This is a genomic window from Aeromicrobium marinum DSM 15272, from assembly GCF_000160775.2.
In the GTDB taxonomy this organism is placed as follows: domain Bacteria; phylum Actinomycetota; class Actinomycetes; order Propionibacteriales; family Nocardioidaceae; genus Aeromicrobium; species Aeromicrobium marinum.
In genome coordinates this window covers 753,670-771,627 of the sequence record NZ_CM001024.1, presented here as the reverse complement: position 1 = coordinate 771,627, position 17,958 = coordinate 753,670, and the positions used below count along the sequence as shown (strand labels likewise).

Annotated in this window: 17 protein-coding genes; 1 reads left to right on the top strand and 16 read right to left on the bottom strand. The window is 72.4% G+C overall.

Features of this window, described 5'->3' with window-relative positions; all coding sequences use genetic code 11:
- Positions 1–120: 120 nt before the first annotated feature.
- The 11 genes from HMPREF0063_RS04085 to HMPREF0063_RS04035 all read right to left on the bottom strand — a co-directional run bounded on the left by HMPREF0063_RS04085 (position 121) and on the right by HMPREF0063_RS04035 (position 9,187).
- A complete protein-coding gene (locus tag HMPREF0063_RS04085) occupies positions 121–1,077 on the bottom strand; it encodes a uroporphyrinogen decarboxylase/cobalamine-independent methonine synthase family protein (RefSeq protein ID WP_040320516.1) in 957 nt (318 codons plus the stop codon).
- Positions 1,074–2,102 carry a hypothetical protein gene (locus HMPREF0063_RS04080; protein WP_040320080.1) on the bottom strand — a complete coding sequence of 343 codons (1,029 nt, stop codon included), beginning with the start codon at positions 2,100–2,102 and terminating at the stop codon, positions 1,074–1,076. Before HMPREF0063_RS04080 ends, HMPREF0063_RS04085 begins: the two co-directional genes overlap by 4 nt.
- Positions 2,099–2,710 (bottom strand): hypothetical protein, encoded by a 612-nt coding sequence (locus HMPREF0063_RS04075; RefSeq protein WP_040320079.1) that lies wholly within the window; start codon positions 2,708–2,710, stop codon positions 2,099–2,101. Before HMPREF0063_RS04075 ends, HMPREF0063_RS04080 begins: the two co-directional genes overlap by 4 nt.
- A complete protein-coding gene (locus HMPREF0063_RS04070; RefSeq protein ID WP_007077387.1) occupies positions 2,707–3,279 on the bottom strand; it encodes a hypothetical protein in 573 nt (190 codons plus the stop codon). Before HMPREF0063_RS04070 ends, HMPREF0063_RS04075 begins: the two co-directional genes overlap by 4 nt.
- Positions 3,279–4,412 (bottom strand): hypothetical protein, encoded by a 1,134-nt coding sequence (locus HMPREF0063_RS04065; RefSeq protein WP_040320078.1) that lies wholly within the window; start codon positions 4,410–4,412, stop codon positions 3,279–3,281. The genes HMPREF0063_RS04070 and HMPREF0063_RS04065 overlap by 1 nt, the downstream gene beginning before the upstream one ends.
- A 2-nt stretch (positions 4,413–4,414) precedes the next feature.
- A complete protein-coding gene (locus HMPREF0063_RS04060; RefSeq protein WP_007077385.1) occupies positions 4,415–4,699 on the bottom strand; it encodes a hypothetical protein in 285 nt (94 codons plus the stop codon).
- 73 nt (positions 4,700–4,772) lie between these two features.
- On the bottom strand, positions 4,773–5,843 hold the full coding sequence (gene mnmA / locus HMPREF0063_RS04055) for a tRNA 2-thiouridine(34) synthase MnmA (RefSeq protein WP_040320077.1): 1,071 nt from the start codon (positions 5,841–5,843) through the stop codon (positions 4,773–4,775).
- A gap of 10 nt (positions 5,844–5,853) precedes the next feature.
- Complete coding sequence (locus HMPREF0063_RS04050) at positions 5,854–7,053, bottom strand: cysteine desulfurase family protein (protein ID WP_007077383.1); 1,200 nt, start codon at positions 7,051–7,053, stop codon at positions 5,854–5,856.
- A 68-nt stretch (positions 7,054–7,121) separates the two neighbouring features.
- Positions 7,122–7,418, bottom strand: a complete 297-nt coding sequence (locus HMPREF0063_RS04045) for a WXG100 family type VII secretion target (protein WP_007077382.1) — start codon at positions 7,416–7,418, stop codon at positions 7,122–7,124.
- A 132-nt stretch (positions 7,419–7,550) separates the two neighbouring features.
- Positions 7,551–8,588: a hypothetical protein gene (locus tag HMPREF0063_RS04040; RefSeq protein ID WP_007077381.1), complete on the bottom strand. Its 1,038-nt coding sequence runs from the start codon at positions 8,586–8,588 to the stop codon at positions 7,551–7,553.
- On the bottom strand, positions 8,585–9,187 hold the full coding sequence (locus HMPREF0063_RS04035) for a hypothetical protein (protein ID WP_040320076.1): 603 nt from the start codon (positions 9,185–9,187) through the stop codon (positions 8,585–8,587). Before HMPREF0063_RS04035 ends, HMPREF0063_RS04040 begins: the two co-directional genes overlap by 4 nt.
- A gap of 74 nt (positions 9,188–9,261) precedes the next feature.
- Here HMPREF0063_RS04035 and HMPREF0063_RS04030 point away from each other — a divergent pair, with 74 nt between their 5' ends.
- Positions 9,262–13,731, top strand: a complete 4,470-nt coding sequence (locus HMPREF0063_RS04030) for a type VII secretion EssC family protein (RefSeq protein ID WP_007077380.1) — start codon at positions 9,262–9,264, stop codon at positions 13,729–13,731.
- Positions 13,732–13,821: 90 nt separating this feature from the next.
- Here the strand turns inward: HMPREF0063_RS04030 and HMPREF0063_RS04025 are convergent, their stop codons facing one another.
- Genes HMPREF0063_RS04025 through HMPREF0063_RS04005 form a run of 5 tightly spaced genes read right to left on the bottom strand, consistent with a single transcriptional unit; the run spans position 13,822 to position 17,951 of the window.
- On the bottom strand, positions 13,822–16,494 hold the full coding sequence (locus HMPREF0063_RS04025; RefSeq protein ID WP_007077379.1) for a hypothetical protein: 2,673 nt from the start codon (positions 16,492–16,494) through the stop codon (positions 13,822–13,824).
- Positions 16,491–16,922, bottom strand: coding sequence for a hypothetical protein (locus HMPREF0063_RS04020; protein ID WP_007077378.1), 432 nt, complete (start codon positions 16,920–16,922; stop codon positions 16,491–16,493). Before HMPREF0063_RS04020 ends, HMPREF0063_RS04025 begins: the two co-directional genes overlap by 4 nt.
- Positions 16,919–17,338 (bottom strand): TadE/TadG family type IV pilus assembly protein, encoded by a 420-nt coding sequence (locus HMPREF0063_RS04015; RefSeq protein WP_007077377.1) that lies wholly within the window; start codon positions 17,336–17,338, stop codon positions 16,919–16,921. Before HMPREF0063_RS04015 ends, HMPREF0063_RS04020 begins: the two co-directional genes overlap by 4 nt.
- Positions 17,335–17,697 (bottom strand): TadE/TadG family type IV pilus assembly protein, encoded by a 363-nt coding sequence (locus HMPREF0063_RS04010; protein WP_245527735.1) that lies wholly within the window; start codon positions 17,695–17,697, stop codon positions 17,335–17,337. The genes HMPREF0063_RS04015 and HMPREF0063_RS04010 overlap by 4 nt, the downstream gene beginning before the upstream one ends.
- A 32-nt stretch (positions 17,698–17,729) precedes the next feature.
- Positions 17,730–17,951 carry a Flp family type IVb pilin gene (locus tag HMPREF0063_RS04005; protein WP_007077375.1) on the bottom strand — a complete coding sequence of 74 codons (222 nt, stop codon included), beginning with the start codon at positions 17,949–17,951 and terminating at the stop codon, positions 17,730–17,732.
- Positions 17,952–17,958: the final 7 nt, after the last annotated feature.

The window sequence follows — 17,958 nt, the reverse complement described above, 5'->3', positions numbered from 1 at the left end:
GGGGCGGTGGATTCGCGACCGAAAGGGGGTGGCAGGTGGCGACGCGACCGAATACGGCCTCATACGGTCGCAGATCCACCGCCGGGGGCTTTCGGTCGCAAATCCACCGCCCCGATGGGGTCAGGTGGTGAGGCGGGCCGCCGTGGTGAGGGCTGCGGCCGCATGGGCCGGGCTCGCGCCGGCGAGCCCGCACGTGGGTGTGACGACGACCCGGCCCTGCCTCGAGTCCTCGCCGAAACCCATCCGGTCGAAGAAGGCGTCGACCCGCCCCCGCAGCACCCGGTCGGAGAGGTCCGCGTCGGTGGACGGCACGACCCCCGGCCACAGATCGACCCCGGACTCGAAGATCTCGGCCCACACGTCGGTCGGCCGGGCGAGCCCCTGGTCGAACGAGATCGCCGCGAACCCCGCCCCGGCGAGCAGTGCGACGGGCACCTCGGCGGCGCACACGTGCACGACCGGCGTCGCGCCGGCCCGCCGGATCGCCTCGGTGACCATGCGCAGCGCGGCGTCGACCTCCGGCGGGTGGACGGCGCGATGCCGGGAGAACCCGCTCGCCGTGGGGACACCGGCGCCCAGCACCGCCGGCAGGGCCGGCTCGTCGACCTGCACGACGATCTGGGCGTCCGGCAGTCGGCGCCGCAGGTCGGCGATCTGGCCCCCCAGACCCTCGGCCAGGGACTCCGCCAGCTCACGACGCGCACCGTGGTCGGCCAGCACCTTGTCCCCCAGTGGGCGCTCGATCATCGCGGCGAGCGTCCACGGCCCGGCCACCTGCTGCTTGAACCGGCCGACGTGCCCGTGCGCGAGCTCCTCCACGAGGTCGAGGTCGCGGGCCAGCAGCGACCGCGCTCGCCGGTGGTCGAGGCCCGGAGCCGGGGTGAACCGCCATCCGGCGGGCTGGAGGTCGAGCCCGAGCCCGTCGAGCATGGCGCCGGAGCGTCCGATCATCCCTGCCGGTGCGCCGCGCGCGGGCAGCTCGGGGACGAACGGCAGGTCGCCGACCGTGTCGAGGACGATCCTCAGCGTCTCGGCGAGGTCCTCGCCCGGCATCGAGCCGATCCCCGTGCCGGTCATGGTGCGACGCACGCCGTGGTCGAGGCGACCTCGAGGACGCCGTCCTCCACCGAGACCTCGAGGAGGGCTCCCCCGTCGAAGGTCGACGTCCCGTCGCCGGCGCGGAGCTCGAGCTGCTCGGCCTCGAGCTCGATGTCGACGTCGTCGAGGCCGCGATCCACGACCACGAGCTCGACGCGCGCGGCCACCTCCCCCGTGTCGACGGACCCCAGTCCGACCGTGCGCTCGACCCGCCGCTGGACCTGGCCGTCGACGGCGTCACAGTCGGACACACCGACGACGATCCGGTCGCTCCCCGCCGGGTCCCTCGTCCCGACCGCTGCGACGACGTCGTCGACGAGCACGTCCTGCCGGTCGGCGGCAGCCGCCGGGAACTCGCCCTGCTCCGCGTCGGACAGTCCCAGGTAGAGGGCCCCGCCGACGACGGCGACCAGCAGCACCCCGACGGGGAAGGCCGCCAGGAAGAGCACCGGCCGCCGCTCACGGAACCGCAGGATCCCGGGGAGCCGCTGCTCGACGTCCCGCGCCCGCAGCTCGCCCGCCACCCGGGGCACCCCGGCGGCCGCGGCGACGGTCGCCAGGTCAGCATCGGTCCAGAAGGCGCCGTTCAGACGGATGCGCCGGCCGCGGCCGGCCCCGGACTGCAGGACCAGCAGGGCGCTGCTGTTCTGCGAGACCGGTGGCCGGTAGTCGGCGAGGATGCCCCGCAGGTCGTCCGTCGGCAGCACCGTCCGTCGGACGAACCAGCTGCGGTGCACGATCGTGCCGTCCGTGATCGTGACGGACGAGGTACGCATCGACAGCAGCGCGCCCCCGAGGCCAAGCACGACGCCGGTCAGGATGGCACCGACGACGACCGCGAGCGGCACGACGCCACCTCCGGTCAGCCACGTCGCCACCCCGGAGACGAGGGCGACCCCGCCGTAGAGCACGGCCACGACGACGATCGCCGGCTCCGGCCGACGGAGCCAGGCGACGTAGCGGTCCGCGTCCGGTCGCAGCACCAGAGGCTCGACGGCGGTCATGCGGCCTCCAGCCAGCGCCAGGTCGACATGATCGCGTCGAACAGCTCGACCATGGCGTCGGCCAGCCCGTCCCGCGGGTGCTCGTGGCCGAACGTCGTGAACGTCACGACGTACCAGTACCGCTCGTCGGCCGGCAGGGCCGTCGTGTACTCGACCTTGCGCACGCTGACGTCGTCGGACACCGTCTCGTCAGCCGCGCGGTCGACGACCTCCTCGGTCCGGACCCACACGGTGTGTCCTGCGGTGACCGGCTTCGCGCCGTCGTCGGCCAGCAGTCGCGCCAGGACCTGGCCCGTGACCCCCTCCGGTGCTGACGCGTCGGGCAGCACCTCGTTGACGAGGAAGGAGGATCGGACGTCGACCCCGCGCGTCAGGGCCGTCGGCAGGTAGAAGTCGACCGCGCCCGTCTCGACGGCCGCCCTCAGTCGGGTCTCCAGCATCTCGGTGAGCTTGATCCGCCCCTGCGCGACCTGGTCGGGCGGCGCATCGTCGGGGAGCCTCGCCAACGCCTCGTCGACGATCTCGGCGATCCGTTCCCTGCGCCCGCGTCCGAGCGGCACGTGCTGCCACGGCGACGGCAGCATGAGTCCGTAGCGCATGTCGCTCACGCGCTGCCCCTGGCGTGCAGGGTGCGACACAGCAGATCGAGGTCCGAGACGGCCTCGACCATCAGGTTGGGGTGGGTGGAGGCCGTGTGCACGACGGCGAGGAGCGAGGGGGACGACGGCGACTCCACGACGTACCGAAGACTGACGACGAGCTCGTCGTCCAGGAGGCTGTACGACAGGCTGCGGCGGACCGATCGGCCGTCGGGAACGTCCTCGACCGCCTCGACGACCGGCGCCTCGACGACCAGGAGGTCCTCGGCCCGCAGGTAGGCCTCGACGTCCTCGGCGGGCCAGCTCTCCCGCGTCACCATGCCGAAGCGAACCGGCAGGGGGGCGTCCTCGACGGCCCTCCATCGGAGCAGGCGTTCGGTCAGGGGGTGGTCGTCGTCGCGGCCGAAGACCTGCAGGACCTGCGTGACGTAGTCCCGGCCCTCGGCGTCCTCGACCTCGAAGTCCTCACACACCACGTCGACCGCGGCGGGCAGCCAGCGGTCGTACGGCCGGTCCTCGGTGGGCCCGATCAGCCACGTCGACGGGTCGGCGTCGACGTCGAGACGCGCTCGTCCCACTAGTCGCGCACCGCGCCCACCGCCGACGGGAGCCCTGCGACGGAGTTGATGTTGATGGCGAAGCTGCCGCCGTTGGCCATCGTCCAGGTGTTCTGCAGCGCCCGGCTGGGGTTGTAGGCAGGGAAGGTCTTCTGGATGTCGGCGATGCTGCGGGTGAACTGCACCATGTCCCGGTTGAACCCGGACTTGACGATCTCCCTGAGGGTGCCCGACTGGCCGCTGGCCATGGTGAACTTGCGCAGGTCCATGACCCCCTTGAACGACTTGTACGCCTGGGAGAAGCGGCTCAGACCGGTGTTGCCGTTGAAGGCGGCGCGGGCGGCCGACGAGGCCGGCCGGCTCAGGAACGCCAGGCGTCCGCCCTTCGCCAGCGCCCCGATCGCCGATCCGAGGCCGAAGGTCGCCAGCGAGGCGAGGTCGAGCCAGACGTCGGTCCACGATCCGTTGCCGGTGGACGCCAGGGTCAGGTTGATCGCCAGTGAGGCGAGGATCAGCCCCAGCACGATCATGTTGAGTCCGGGGATGAACAGGGCCACCACCGCGAGCACGACGATGGCGATCGTGATGAGGACCTTCAGGGCCTTCAGGAACGGGGCGATCTTGTCGATGACCGACTTGAAGCGGTCCCACCGGGAGTCCTTCATGTCGTCGTCCGCGGCCTCCCTGATCTTCCGGGCGATGCTGTCGGCCGTGGTGTTGAAGGCCTCCATGGCGTCCTGGGCCTTCTTCTGCGCCGGCGTCCGCTCCCCCGGCAGGCGTGGCTCGGGGTCCTCCTCCTCGGCAGCCTCCTCCAGCTCGGTCAGCCTCAGGTCGAGCGCGGCCCTGGTCTCGCTGCGGGCCGTCTCGAGGGCCGGTTCCAGCAGCGTGAGCTGTTGGCTGGTGACGAGGAAGCGGTGGTGGACGTCGTCGAGCTGGTCGGCGACGTCGGCCATGCTGGACTTGATCTCGTCGACGTAGTGTCCCCGGAGGTCGTCGTCGGACTCCGACATCCGGCGGAGCCGGTACGCCTGGGCCTTGATCGTCCCGGCGATGTCGCCGTAGTCCGTGGCCTCCCGGCCGACGTCATCGGGGTCGCCGGGCACCGGGTCGGAGCTGTACCCGAGGTGGTGCCACTCGCCTGCACGTGCGCCCACGGCTACTCCTTCTCCCATGCCGTGACGAGCTCGTCCTCGGCGTCGCGGAACGCCTGGAGCGTGGCGCTGATCTGCTCGCCGAGCACCTGCAGGGACTCCGACAGCTTCTTGCGGCTGCGGTCCATGTTGCCGGCGAACTCGCCCATGGCGTCGCGGACCCCCCGGTGACCCCACAGGTCCTCGGTCTCGTCGCGGCGCTTCTCGAGGTTGTCGAACTCGTGCTTGAGCGTCCCGAGATCCTTCTCGGCCATCTCGAGCAGCATGAAGTCGACCTTGAGGTCGGACACGGCTCGGCCCCCCTTGCGTCGTCACCGGTGCATCCGCGGCCAGTCTAGCCACACGGGACTGCCGCGATGCGTCTCAGCCGGTCCGGGCGATGGTGGCCGATCCGACCACCCTGGTGCCGTCGTAGATGACGCAGGCCTGGCCGGGTGCGATCCCCTCCGCGGGATCGGTCAGCTCGACGTCGACCGCGCCCTCCGCGACCCGGACACGGGCACGGTGCTCGGCGCCGTGCGCCCGCAGCTGGACCGTGGCGTGCAGCGAGACCGGGGGCGAGCCGCACCACAACGGCTTGATGCACTCCAACCGGTCGACGGTCAGCGACTCCCGCGCGCCGACCGTGACGGTGCCGCTGACCGGCTCGATGTCCAGCACGAACCGCGGCCTGCCGTCGTCGGCGGGCACCCCGAGCCGGAGGCCCCGGCGCTGGCCGATCGTGAACGCGTAGGCACCGTCGTGCGACCCCACCACCGCGCCCTGCTCGTCGACGATCTCCCCGGGCCGCGGACCGAGCTTCTCGGTGAGCCAAGCGGCGTTGTCGCCGTCGGGGATGAAGCAGATGTCGTGGCTGTCGGGCTTGGTCGCGACCTGCAGCCCGCGTCGCTCGGCCTCGATCCGCACGTCGGACTTGACCGAACCCCCGAGGGGGAACATCGAGTGGGCGAGCTGGTCCTGGGTCAGCACCCCGAGCACGTACGACTGGTCCTTCGCGGCGTCGACGGCGCGGTGCATCTCGATCGTGCCGTCTGGCGCGGTCCGCAGGTCGGCGTAGTGGCCGGTGACGACAGCGTCGAACCCCAGGGCCAGGGCCCGGTCGAGGACGGCGGCGAACTTGATCGACTCGTTGCACCGCAGACACGGGTTGGGCGTTCTCCCGGCGGCGTACTCGGCCACGAAGTCGTCGACGACGTGGTCGGCGAACTCCTCGCTCATGTCCCACACGTAGAACGCGATGCCGAGGGCGTCGGCGGCACGACGGGCGTCACCGGCGTCCTCGATGGAGCAGCAGCCCCGGGCGCCGGACCGGTACGAGCGCGGATTGCGGCTGAGCGCCAGGTGCACGCCTGTGACGTCGTGTCCGGCATCGACCGCACGCGCCGCGGCGACGGCCGAGTCGACACCGCCGGACATCGCGGCGACGACCCTCATCGCGCCCGCCTCATCGGGCACCGCGCGCCGACGACGCCGACACCGCCCGGGCGTGCACCTCGGGCAGGGCCGCGAGGACCCGGTCGACGTCGTCGTCGGTGCTGCTGTGGCCGAGGCTGAACCGCAACGATCCGCGTGCGGCGGTCTCGTCGTAGCCCATGGCCAGCAGGACGTGGCTGGGCTGGGGCACGCCGGCCGTGCAGGCCGACCCCGTCGAGACCGAGACGCCGCGGGCGTCGAACAGCATCAACATGGCGTCGCCCTCGCACCCCGGGAAGGTGACGTGCGCGATGTTGGGCAGTCGCTCGGCCGGATCGGCGGCGCCGTTGACGATCGCGTCGGGGACGATCGCCGTGATGCCGTCGACGAGCCGCGAACGCAGCGCCTCCAGGCGCGGACCGGTCTGCTCCCGCCGGGCCGCGGACACGTCGACGGCGGTGGCGAAGGCCGCGATGAGCGCGGAGCCGATCGTGCCGGACCGCAGGTCGCCCTCCTGCCCCCCGCCGTGGAGCAGGGGGACGACGTCGAGGCCGCGGCGCACCAGCAGTGCCCCGATCCCGAGCGGACCACCGAGCTTGTGGGCCGTCAGGGTGAGGGCGTCCAGCCCGCTGGCGGCGAAGTCGAGCGGCAGGTGACCGGCTGCCTGCACCGCGTCGCTGTGGACGGCGATCCCGTGCTCGCGGGCGATCGCCACGACCTCGTGGACCGGCTGGACCGACCCCATCTCGTTGTTGGCCCACATCGTGGTGACCGCCGCCACGGAGCCGGGGTCGGCCTCGACGGTGGACCGCAGGTCGTCGACCAGCAGCCGGCCGGCGCGGTCGACACCGGTCGTGACGACGTCGGCACCTTCGTGCTTGGCCAACCACTGCACGGGGTCCAGGAGGGCGTGGTGCTCGATCGCGCTGTAGACGACGCGCGTGCGGGACGGGTCCCGCTCGTGCCGGGCCCAGTACAACCCCTTGATCGCCAGATTGTTGGCCTCGGTGCCGCCGGAGCAGAACACGACCTCGCTCGGCCGGGCGCCGAGCCGTTCCGCGATCAGCTCGCGCGACTCCTCCACCACGCGCTTCGCGGCGCGACCCTGGGCGTGCAGGGACGAGGGGTTGCCGACCCGGGCGAGCTCCTCGGCCATCGTGGCGATCGCCTCGGGGACCATCGGCGTGGTGGCCGCATGGTCGAGGTAGGCGTGGGAGGACGGCATGGTCATGACTCCCCCAGCGTAGTCTCGCCCCGGCTGCGACCGGGTCGCAGCCGGGGCGAGACGAACGATGCCGGTCAGCCCTTGAGGGCGGACGCGAGCTGCTCGTCGGTGTCCTCGAGCGCCTGGGCGGCCTTCACGAGGTACTCACCCATGCCGGTGAGACCCTCGATCATCTCGCGGGCACCGGAGTTGAAGTCCTCGTAGCTGGTGTTGAAGGCCTTGGAGGACTTGTCGGTGACGTAGCCGCCGCTGACGAGCTCCTCGACGAGCGACTTGAGCTTGTCGAGGGTGCCCTCGATCTCGCCCTGTCCGCTCTTGAGCTTCGTGGCCGCTCCACGCATGTCCTCGTAGGTGACGTTGACGTTCGCCATGATCGAACCTTTCGGTAGTGGTGCCGGCCCCCCGACGGCCTCTGCTGGCCTCCGGATCACATCCGGCTCTGGGTCGATACTGCAGCCACGATAACCGAGGCCCCGACCCACGTCATCCCGTCCGCCGCGACGTCAGCCCACCCGTTGAACGAGGGTCTGGGCCTCGCGGACCGGGATCTCGGTCGTCGACGTCAGGCTCACCCCGTCGAGCGGCTGGGCCCCGGCGGGAACCCCGGGGCCGGACCCCGTCCACGAGGCCGACCACGCGACCGTCGCCCGTACCGGGAACCCGGCCGGGTACCGCACCGACGCGCGGTCGAAGGTCAGCACGCAGGCGGTGTTCTCCGCGACGGTCGGCGCCCAGGCCGTGCGGGCCTGGGCCGGCGAGCACGACACCGCGCCTCCGGGCGACGCGATCTGCAGCGCCCCGGCCACGGCGGTGACGGTGACCGACACGGTCTGGCCGCCGGCGCCGGCCGTCGCGGTGACGGAGCGTTCGCCCTGCGCGTCACCCACGGCCGCATCGGCGTTGGTGACCCACAGCCAGGTGGGCAGGTTGACCAGGGTCGCGCCACCGATCTGCGCCGCTCGCGGGTTCCAGTCCAACGCGGCCGGCTGCAGGTCCAGGTACTCCAGGGCCACCGCGGCCATCTCCTCCGGCGCCGGCAGTGGGACCGGCGGGTTGCCGGGCGGGAACGGACGGATCAACGACCCGATGAACAAGCCCTCGTAGGGACCGGAGAAACCGTTGCAGCCGGCCGCCGCCAGCTGCTCGTCGGTGGCCCCGTCACGGTGCCGGCGGACGTACCAGCCGAACTGCTCCCCGGTGGCCTCCTGGTCGGCGTACACCTGCTGGAGGGCCGCGAGGTCGGCACCGATGCCGAAGATCGCGAAGAAGCCGGCGATCGCCTCGACACTCTCGGTGGTCAGCGCGATCGGCTCCCACCAGCACAGGGCCGGCGCGGAGGCCGCGACGGTCGTCCCTCCGGGGACCTGCCCGGAGATGCTGATCGGCGCCGTGGCCACGTAGCCGTCGCCTGTGGACTCGCCCCCGGGATCGGTGAAACCGGCCGACGCCGGGCTGGCGCACAGGGCCACGGCGAGCAGCGCAAAGAGCAGGAGCACGGCCAGGGCGTGCGGACGGCGGGCGCCCGTTGCGGAGACGATCATGCGAGGCAGCTCCCGTCCGGGTAGGTCACCGCGAAGCCGGTGACCTGTGTCCGCGGGCCGTCGGACGACAAGGAGGCGGTGATCTCGTAGAAGGGACGGATCTCCTCCGTCGGCTCGCCCGCGGCGTCGACGTTGAACGAGTAGTTCTCCCCGCAGATCCGCAGGACCGTCGCGGCACCGCTGCCCTCGATCGCCTGGACGTGGGTCCGGGTCCAGCCGACCACCCGCTGGCCGGTGGACTGCAGCTGGTTGAGCCCGTCGAGGACGAAGGTGGAGGCCTGACCGGTCGCGACGTCGAGCTTCGGCGACGGGCTGCCGGAGGAGAAGGTCTCGGTCACGGCCTCCCAGTAGGTCATCCAGGCCTCGACCGCAGCCTGCTCCTCGGCCGTCTCGGCGACGCTCGAGCCGAGGTCGGCCACGGCGATCTGCTTGGCCTGCTCGATCGTCGTCGGGAGGTCCTCCGACCCGCCGTCCTCGTCGGGCGTCTGCGCACCGAGCGAGGGCAACGGGGCCGACTCGTCGTCACCGCCTCCGCACCCGGCCGTGAGCAGGAGGCCCAGGACGGCAGCACTCGCCGCGATTCTCGTGATCATCGTCATCCCCCGACATCTCGATCAGTTCGGCGCTCACGCTACCGGATCCGGTGGGGTGCACGCCGACCTATGCTGCGTACATGCGGATCGAGATGATCGTGGTTGATCCTCGGGTGGGGTCGAGACAGCACGTGGTGGTCGACGGCGAGGCGTCGGCGCCCATGTCCGAGGTGTTCGACAGCCTCCTGGAGCGAGCCGGCCTGCCGGCGATGGAGACGGCCGGTGTCATCTCGTTGACCGCCCGTCGCGACGGGCGGGCGCGCGGTGCCGGGGAACGACCGACGTTCTTCCTGCGGGGTGAACCGGTCGACCCCGACCTGCCGTTCGCCGAGTCCGGGATCCGGCACGGCTCGGTCCTGTCGATCGGGGACGTCTCGACCTCGGTCGTGGAGGAGCCCGACGGACTGCTCGAGATCCGGGTGGTGTCGGGCACCGGGGCCGGAGCCGTCCACCGGCTCGGCGTGGGCGACTCCACGATCGGCACCGACCCGGGATGCGCGATCGCGCTGACCGACGGGCGGATCCCGCCGGTGTGCGCCGTCATCGACCTGGACGTGCACGCGATGGCCATGGTCCACGCGATCGACGGGGCTGCCGAGGTGCTCGCGGAGTCCGTCCCCCACGTCGACCACGGGCTGACGCTCGACCGCGCACCGCTGACCGGCGAGCCGGTCCTCTGGCCGATCGGTGGGCAGCTGCGCATCGGCGACACCCTGCTGGAGCTCGAGCACGTCGACACCCCCGACGCCGCCGTGGAGGACAGCCCGGACCCCGGGTGGATCGACTACAACCGGCCGCCCCGCCTGCTCCCGCCCGACCGCGACACCGCCTTCAAGCTGCCGCCGGTCCCGAAGGAGTCCGATCGAGGTGGGCTGCCGTGGCTGGTGATGCTGCTGCCCGTGATCATGGGCGTGAGCCTCGCCGTGGTCCTCGGCCGGTGGTACATGCTGACCATGGCGATCTTCTCGCCGATGATGATGCTGGGCTCGTACGTCCAGGGCAAGAAGCAGGGCAAACGGACGTACCGTCAGCAGATCGCCGAGTACCGCGACAAGAAGAGCCGTATCGAGGCCGACGTCGAGCAGGCCGTGGTCGACGAACGGATCGCCCGCCGCATGGAGGCGCCCGACCCCGCGCTCACACTGCTGATCGCCCACGGACCGCGCGCCCGCCTGTGGGAGCGACGCACCACCGACCCCGACTACCTGTCGCTGCGGATCGGGGTGGGCGACCTGGAGTCCGAGGTCACGGTCGACGACCCCGAGGAGCTCGAGCATCGCCGCCGCACCGTGCAGCGCGCCTACGACGTGCCGGTCACCGTGTCGCTGGCCGACCGCGGCGTCATCGGCATCGCCGGCGACGACGACCTCACCCGGCGGCTCACCTCGTGGATGGTCGCCCAGCTCGCGACGCTCCAGAGCCCCCGTGACACGCAGGTCTACGTGCTGACGAACGCCGACGGCGCTGACGCCTGGGACTGGATCCGCTGGTTGCCGCACGCCCGCCCGCAGTCCGGCCAGGACACCGTGGTGACGATCGGGATCGACGCCGAGACCTGTGCCCGCCGGATCGCCGAGCTCACCGCCATGATGGCCGCCCGGCAGGCGGCGTCGTCGTCGCGCACCACCCGCGAGCACGGCTGGGCCGACGTGGTGGTCGTCCTGGACGGCGCCCGCCGGCTGCGGTCGCTGCCCGGCGTCGTGGCGCTGCTGAAGCAGGGACCCTCGGTCGGGATCTTCAGCATCGGCCTCGACACCGACGAGCGACTGCTCCCCGAGGAAGCCAGCGCCGTCGTGCTGCAGACGCGCAGCGGGGTCACGCTGCGGCAGCAGAAGGTCACCGTGGTGGACGACATCACGCCCGATCTCGTCGAGCCGGCCTGGTTCGCCCGCGTCGCCCGCGCCCTGGCCCCGCTGCGGGACATCTCCGGCGGTGACGACGACTCGGTGCTGCCCGCCGCGTGCCGGCTGACCGAGGTCATGTCGATCGAACCACCGACCTCGGACCTGATCCGCGGTCGCTGGGCCGTCAGCCCCCGGTCGACCGAGGCCGTGGTCGGCATCTCGCTGGACGGCCCGTTCGCGATCGACATGCGCAAGGACGGCCCGCACGGGCTCATCGCCGGTACCACCGGTGCGGGCAAGTCCGAGCTGCTGCAGTCGATCGTCGCGTCGCTGGCCGTGGCCAACCGTCCGGACGGCATGACGTTCGTGCTGGTCGACTACAAGGGTGGGGCGGCGTTCAAGGACTGCGTCGACCTGCCGCACACCGTCGGCATGGTCACCGACCTCGACACCCACCTCGTCGAGCGCGCCCTCGTGTCGCTCGGCGCGGAGCTGAACCGTCGCGAGCACCAGCTCGCCGACGCCGGCGCGAAGGACATCGAGGACTACGTCGACCTGCAGACCAAGCGCCCCGAGCTGGACGCGATGCCGCGCCTGCTGATCGTCATCGACGAGTTCGCGTCCCTGGCGCGTGAGCTGCCGGACTTCGTGACCGGCCTGGTCAACATCGCGCAGCGCGGTCGGTCGCTCGGCATCCACCTGATCCTCGCCACGCAGCGCCCCGGCGGGGTGGTGTCGCCCGAGATCCGCGCCAACACCAACCTCCGGATCGCCCTGCGGGTCACCGACGGGTCGGAGAGCTCGGACGTGATCGACTCGCCCGAAGCCGGCAACATCGCCAAGAGCACGCCCGGACGGGCCTACGTGCGGCTCGGCGCGAACTCGCTCGTGCCGTTCCAGTCGGGTCGGGTCGGCGGCCGTCGGCCGGGCACCGTCACGACCACCTCGGCGCCGTGGGTCAGCCCCATCGACCTCCCGCAGCTTCCGCAGCCGGCCGCCGTTCCCCCGAAGGTCGACGTGGTGGACGACGCCGAGGTCACCGACCTCACGGTGCTGGTCGCGGCGATCCGCGAGGCCAACGACGAGCTCGGGCTCGCCCCTCAGCACAGCCCATGGCTGCCGTCACTGACGACCGACGTGCGGCTCGGCGACCTGCTCACCGAGGCCGCACCCCCAGTGCCGAACACGGCCGTGCTGCCCCCGATCCCGTTCGGGATCGAGGACCTGCCGGCGCAGCAGGCCCGGCGACACGCTGCCATCGACTTCTCGACGTTCTCGCACCTGTCGATCGTGGGCGGTCCGCGCAGCGGCCGCTCGCAGGCGCTGCGCACCATGGCCGGGTCGATCGCGCAGACCGTGAGCCCGGCCGACGTGCACCTGTACGCGCTCGACTGCGGCAACGGTGCGCTGCTCCCGCTCGACGACCTGCCGCACTGCGGGGCCGTGGTGCAGCGCATCCAGACCGATCGGGCCACCCGACTGTTCGGCCGTCTCCGGGCCGAGCTCGCCCGGCGACAGGAGGTCTTGGCCACCGGGGGCTTCGCCGACCTCGACGAGCTGCGGTCGTCGGTGCCCGAGGGTGAGCGACTCCCCCACGTGGTGGTGATGATCGACCGCTGGGAGGGGTTCCTCGGCAGCCTGGCCGAGCTCGACGGTGGAGCACTGCTGGACATCGTCCACAGCTTCCTCCGCGAGGGTGCGTCCGCCGGGATCCACCTGGTCATCACGGGCGACCGACAGCTCGTCAACGCGCGGATGGGCTCGATGGTCGAGGACAAGATCGGCCTGCGCCTGCCCGACCGTGGTGACTACTCGCTCATCGGCCTGCAGCCCCGCTCGATGCCCGAGGAGATCGCTGAGGGCCGGGGGTTCCGGTCGGAGTCCGGGATCGAGCTGCAGATCGCCCTGCTCGACGCCGATCCTGCGGGCCAGGCCCAGGGTGCCGAGCTGCGCCGCCTCGGGCAGGAGTCGGCCGAGAGGTACGCCGAGGTGCCGCGATCGGCGCGCCCGTTCCGTGTGGACGTGCTGCCGGCGCGGATCACCTTCGACGAGGCCTGGGCCCTGCGCGTCGACCCCGAGCCGGCTCCCCTGTGGGGTCTGGTCGGCGTGGGTGGTGACGAGCTGACCGCCGTCGGACTGGACCTCGCCCTGACGCCGGTGGCGATGGTCGGCGGGCCACCGCGGTCGGGCCGGTCGACCGTGCTGCACTCCGTCGCCGAGTCGGTCCTCCGCGGTGGCGGAGAGCTCGTCGTCATCGCACCCCGACCCTCACCGCTGCGCGATCTGGCCGGGCGCGACGGGGTCCGAGGGGTCCTCACCGGCGCGGAGCTGGCCGAGGACGAGCTGCGCCCGCTGATCGAGCTGCGGGACGGTCCGGTCGTGTTGATCGTCGACGACGGCGAGCTGCTCAAGGACGTCGACGCGAAGGACTACCTCAAGTCCTTGCAGCGCACCGCCGCCGATCACCGTCGGGCCATCGTGGTCGGTGGTGACTCCAGCGAGATCGGTAGCGGCTTCAGCGGCTGGCAGGTCGACCTGAAGGGCCGCCAGGGCGTCGTCATCGCCCCGCAGAGCACCAGCGACGGCGAGCTGATCGGTGTGCGGATGCCGCGCAGCTCCATCGGTGCGCCCGCACAGGCGGGCCGCGTCCTGGCCAACCTCGGCGACAGCGCCCTGGTCACCATCCAGGTCCCCCTGATCGCCTGACCCGGGTCACCCTCCCGCTGGGAGTGACGTTTCGGCCCCGGAATCGGTGATCTCGGGGCCGAAACGTCACTCCCAGCGGGGAGGTGCCGGTCAGCTGCCGGAGGCGAGGGACCCGCTCGACGGGAGGAGCTCCTCGACCAAGGCCTCGGTCTCGGGTTCCAGGGCCAACCCGTGCAGGGCGACACTCATCTCGTCCAGGGTCTTCTGCACCCCCGCCACGCCGGACTCGGCGTGCCGGGCGCGCAGCAGCACCCGCCACAACGCCTGGTTGGCCGCGGCTGCCCGCAACCCTGCCTCGGCGGCCTGCACGACACCGGGGTGGTCGCCGTCGTCGCCGGCCAGCGCCGCCAGCCGCAGCGACGCGTCGACCACCACACCGAGGATGGTCCGTGCGGTGTCGTCACGAGCGACCCAGCCGTACCGTCCTTCGGGAACACCCGCGAAGGCCTCTCCGCGCACCAGCTTCAGGGCACGTCGCAGGTGCTCCGTCTCGTCGCGGGTCGTCGACGACCCGTGGGCCTGCACCAGCAGGTTGCGCAAGCAGTCCCAGTCGCAGACGACGTCGTCGGACAGCGACAGGCGGCCGTCGGCGTCGGCCCGCAGCACGTGGCTGCCGTCCGGTGCCGAGCCCAGCCACGCGCGGGCCCGCTCGATGGTCGCGTCGCGAACGTCGGCGGTCACGCCACGTGGCCACAGCACGCCGGCGAGGACGGTCGGGTGGACACCTTCGGGGTGCAGGGCGAGATAGGTCGTCAGCTCGGTCGCGACCGCGGCCCGGTCGGCCGGAAGGTCACCCGTGCCCTGGACGGTGAGGACGCCGAGCACCCCGACCCGCAGGCCCGCCGTGCTCCAGTCGGCGTCCACGTGACGCCGCAGCGGGGTCTGCACCTCGACCCGGTCCGTGGCGTCGGGCCGCGCGTCCTCGGCCGCGGTGAACAGCTCGGCGATGCCGGACGCCTGAGCGGGGCTGATGCGGCTGGCGGCCAGGGTGAGGTCGAGGGCCGGGACCGTGAGGGAGCCGTGCTCGTCGACGTGCAGGCGCCACCGCGCCGCCGGGTGCGCGCCGGCCACGACGACCGACAGGGACTGCCGCCGGTCCCCGGCCAGGGCGCTCAGTCGCTCGGACACCTCCGGCGTGGGTCTGCTGCCCGCCACCACCAGGTGGGTGGCCTGGGGCGAACGGCGCCGCATGCGACCGGTGAGCACGTCCTCGCGCAGCCCGTCGACCCTGGCCTCGAGGTCGGCCAGGGCGGCGCCCAGGTCGTCGACAGAGGTCAGCCGGTCCGGGGCGATGTCGCGCAGGTCGTCGGGCAGGTCCGAGGCGATCACGGCCATGGTCCGCGCCCAGGGCGCGGTGGCAGCCTGGACCGCGATCGACGCGGCGATCTCGGCAGCGATCGACGGGTCGCCGCCGAGGGAGATGACGCCGCCGGCGGCCTCCAGGTCGACCAGCACGTCTCGCCCGTCGTCGTCGACGCCGAGGCTCACCAGGCCGGGGTACGGCGCGATGTCGTCGACGGTGCCGGAGACGTCGTCGGTCAGTTCACGTCGCCAGACGCGGCCCTCGTCGTCGACGGTCCATCCGTCGACCGCCTCCGGGACCGCCGGTGCGAGGCGCAGCTCCACCGCCCGCTCGTCGACGACCACCGCGTACACCGGCGGCAGTCCCACCGCTGCGCGTCGGCAGTCGGCGGCCAGCGACCGCAGGACCCGGTCGAGCCCCGTGGCCCGTCGCAGGGTCGCGGCGACGAGGAGCTCGTCCTCGACCACGCGCGCCTCGTCGTCCGGCCGGCGGCCGATCGTGGAGCGCCGCCGCAGGGCCAGGGCCGCGATCACTCCCGCCGCCACGAGTCCGGCACCCCCTGACCACGCGCCCTGCACGCCCGAACCGTCCGAGGCGAGATCCGTCGAACCGGCGTCGCCGGGCTCGACGGCCCCGTCGACGGGCGTCGGTGCCGGCGGCGCGGGTGCGGCGTCGGGTGCGGCGACGGGCGCGATGCCCAGCGCGTCGGCCGGCATGACCAGCTCCCACCCGGGCTGGATCAGCCGTGCCAGCTCGAGCTGGCGACCGTCGGCCTGGACCCGGTCCTTGTTGAGCTCGTAGATCTCCTTGTACCGCAGTCCGCTGCCGAGGTGGTTCTCGGCGATGTCCCACAGGTTGTCGTGGTACCCGTTGTTCGGCGCCTTGACGGTGTAGACCTTCTGGTCGGCGAGGTCGGACTCCTGGGCGGCGGTCTCGGTCGCGGTGTCGGGGGCGGGCGTGGGCGCATCGGCCTCGACCACCGCACTCGCCACATGGGCCGGCGCGGGCGCGTGGTCCGTCGTGGCCGCCTGCGCCGAGGTGGCCATGAGTCCGGTCAGCAGCAGGGTGCCGACCAGCACCTGCGCCAGCTTCTGCAGAGGACCGGCGAGCGGGACGGTGCGCGCGAGTCCGCCGCGGCGGGCGGCGACCACCTCGACGGCCACACACACCAGGAAGTACAACCAGGCCAGCCACACGACGGCGACCAGCAGCATCACGAGGTCCTCGACGCTCAGCTGTTGGGCGAAGTCGCGGGCCGAGGGTACCGACGTGGGAATCGGCGGCGGGCCGGACAACGCGATCAGGACGGCGGGGACGCCGACCACGAGCCCGAGGAGGGCGAGCAGCGAGCCGACGACCTCGAGGCCGCGACGACGCGGCGGCGGCGCCGTCCGTGCGGGTCGGGCGAATCGGGCCGGGTCGGTGGAGACCGGCTCGTGGTGCGTCGACGGTTCGGTCATGGTGCCCCCTGGGGTCCGGTGTTCGGGGTGGACGTGGCCCCGGCGCTGACGTCGTACTGGTTGATGCCCACCAGGCCCAGGATCAGGGTGGTGGTGGTGTCGCGGAGCTCGACGGTGACGGCGCCGTTGGCGGCGTCGACCACGACGGTCGCCTGCCCTGCCCCGTAGCCGCGGTTCGCCAGGAACGCTCCGGCCCGCTGCGTCGCCAGCCCCGCGTCGATGACGATCCCGCTGCCGGCGCGCAGCGCGGCCACGTCGATGGAGTCGGCGCCGATCCGCGCGGCCTGCTCGGCATCGTCGGCGACCGCCATCCGGGCGTTGATCGCGAGTCCGCCGTCGACCACCAGCCCGGCGCACAGCAGGAGCACGACCGAGAGCCCCAGCACGAAGATCGTGGCCGCACCCCGTTCCTCCCGGGGCCGCCTCATCCGGTCCTCCGGTAGGTGTCGATCGGGGCACTGGCATCGCCCGAGATCTGCAGGCTGCCGCCGAGCCCGATCAGGCCGAGACCCTCGTTGCTGACCCGGCACTCCAACGTGATGTCGATGACGCCCCCCGAGACGAACGAGCCGCCCATGCGGGCGACCTGGCAGTCGGAGTACCCCTGCAGCTGTGAGGCCGCCACCTGCTGGGCCGCCGCCCGGGCGGCCGCAGGAGTGCGCTCGAGCGAGGCCGCCCGCGCGGCGTCGCGCGCCGCGGAGTCGATGTCGGACCGCACGGTGACGTACCGGCCGGCGGCCACGACGAGCAGGAGGAACATGACCAGGATCGGCACGAGGAGCACCACCTCGATCGCCATCGACCCCCGCTCGTCCCCGCGCCGCCGACGCACCGGCGCCCTCATGGTGCGTCCTGCACGAACTGCTCGATGGGGCCCTGCACGGAGTCGCTGACGCGCGGCGGGGTCAGGAACGGCAGGATCCCCGGTGCGCGACCGGAGACGGTGGCCCGCATCCGGTCGCCGTCGATCTGCACCACCTGCACGTCGACGTCGTCGAGCACGCCTCGCCCGAGGTCGCGCGCGAGGCTCTCCCCCTTGGCCTGCCCCTGAGTGGCGTCGCCGGTGACCCGGGCGACCCGAGCCGCCTCACGGGCCGAGGCCGACGCCGCTTGGTTGCCCAGGTAGACGAGCGAGAACTGCACGGTCATGAGGATGGCGGTCATGAGCAGGGGCATGTAGAGGACGAGCTCGATCGAGCTCACCCCCGCCTCCTCGGGCCGCCGCCTCCGCACGGTCAGCGGATCTGGTTGCCGACGTCTTCGGCGCGACCCTCGATCGCGTCGCGCAGGACGGCGACGACCGCACCCACGATGAGGACCAGGGCGGCCGCGATCAGCACCCACTCGACGGCCGAGGCACCACGCTCGTCACGGACGCGCGTGCGCTGGACGTCGAGGAAGGTCATCAGGAAACCCAGCGTCGAGGCCGGGTTCACGAGTCGGTCGTAGTTCTTCATGGAGTAC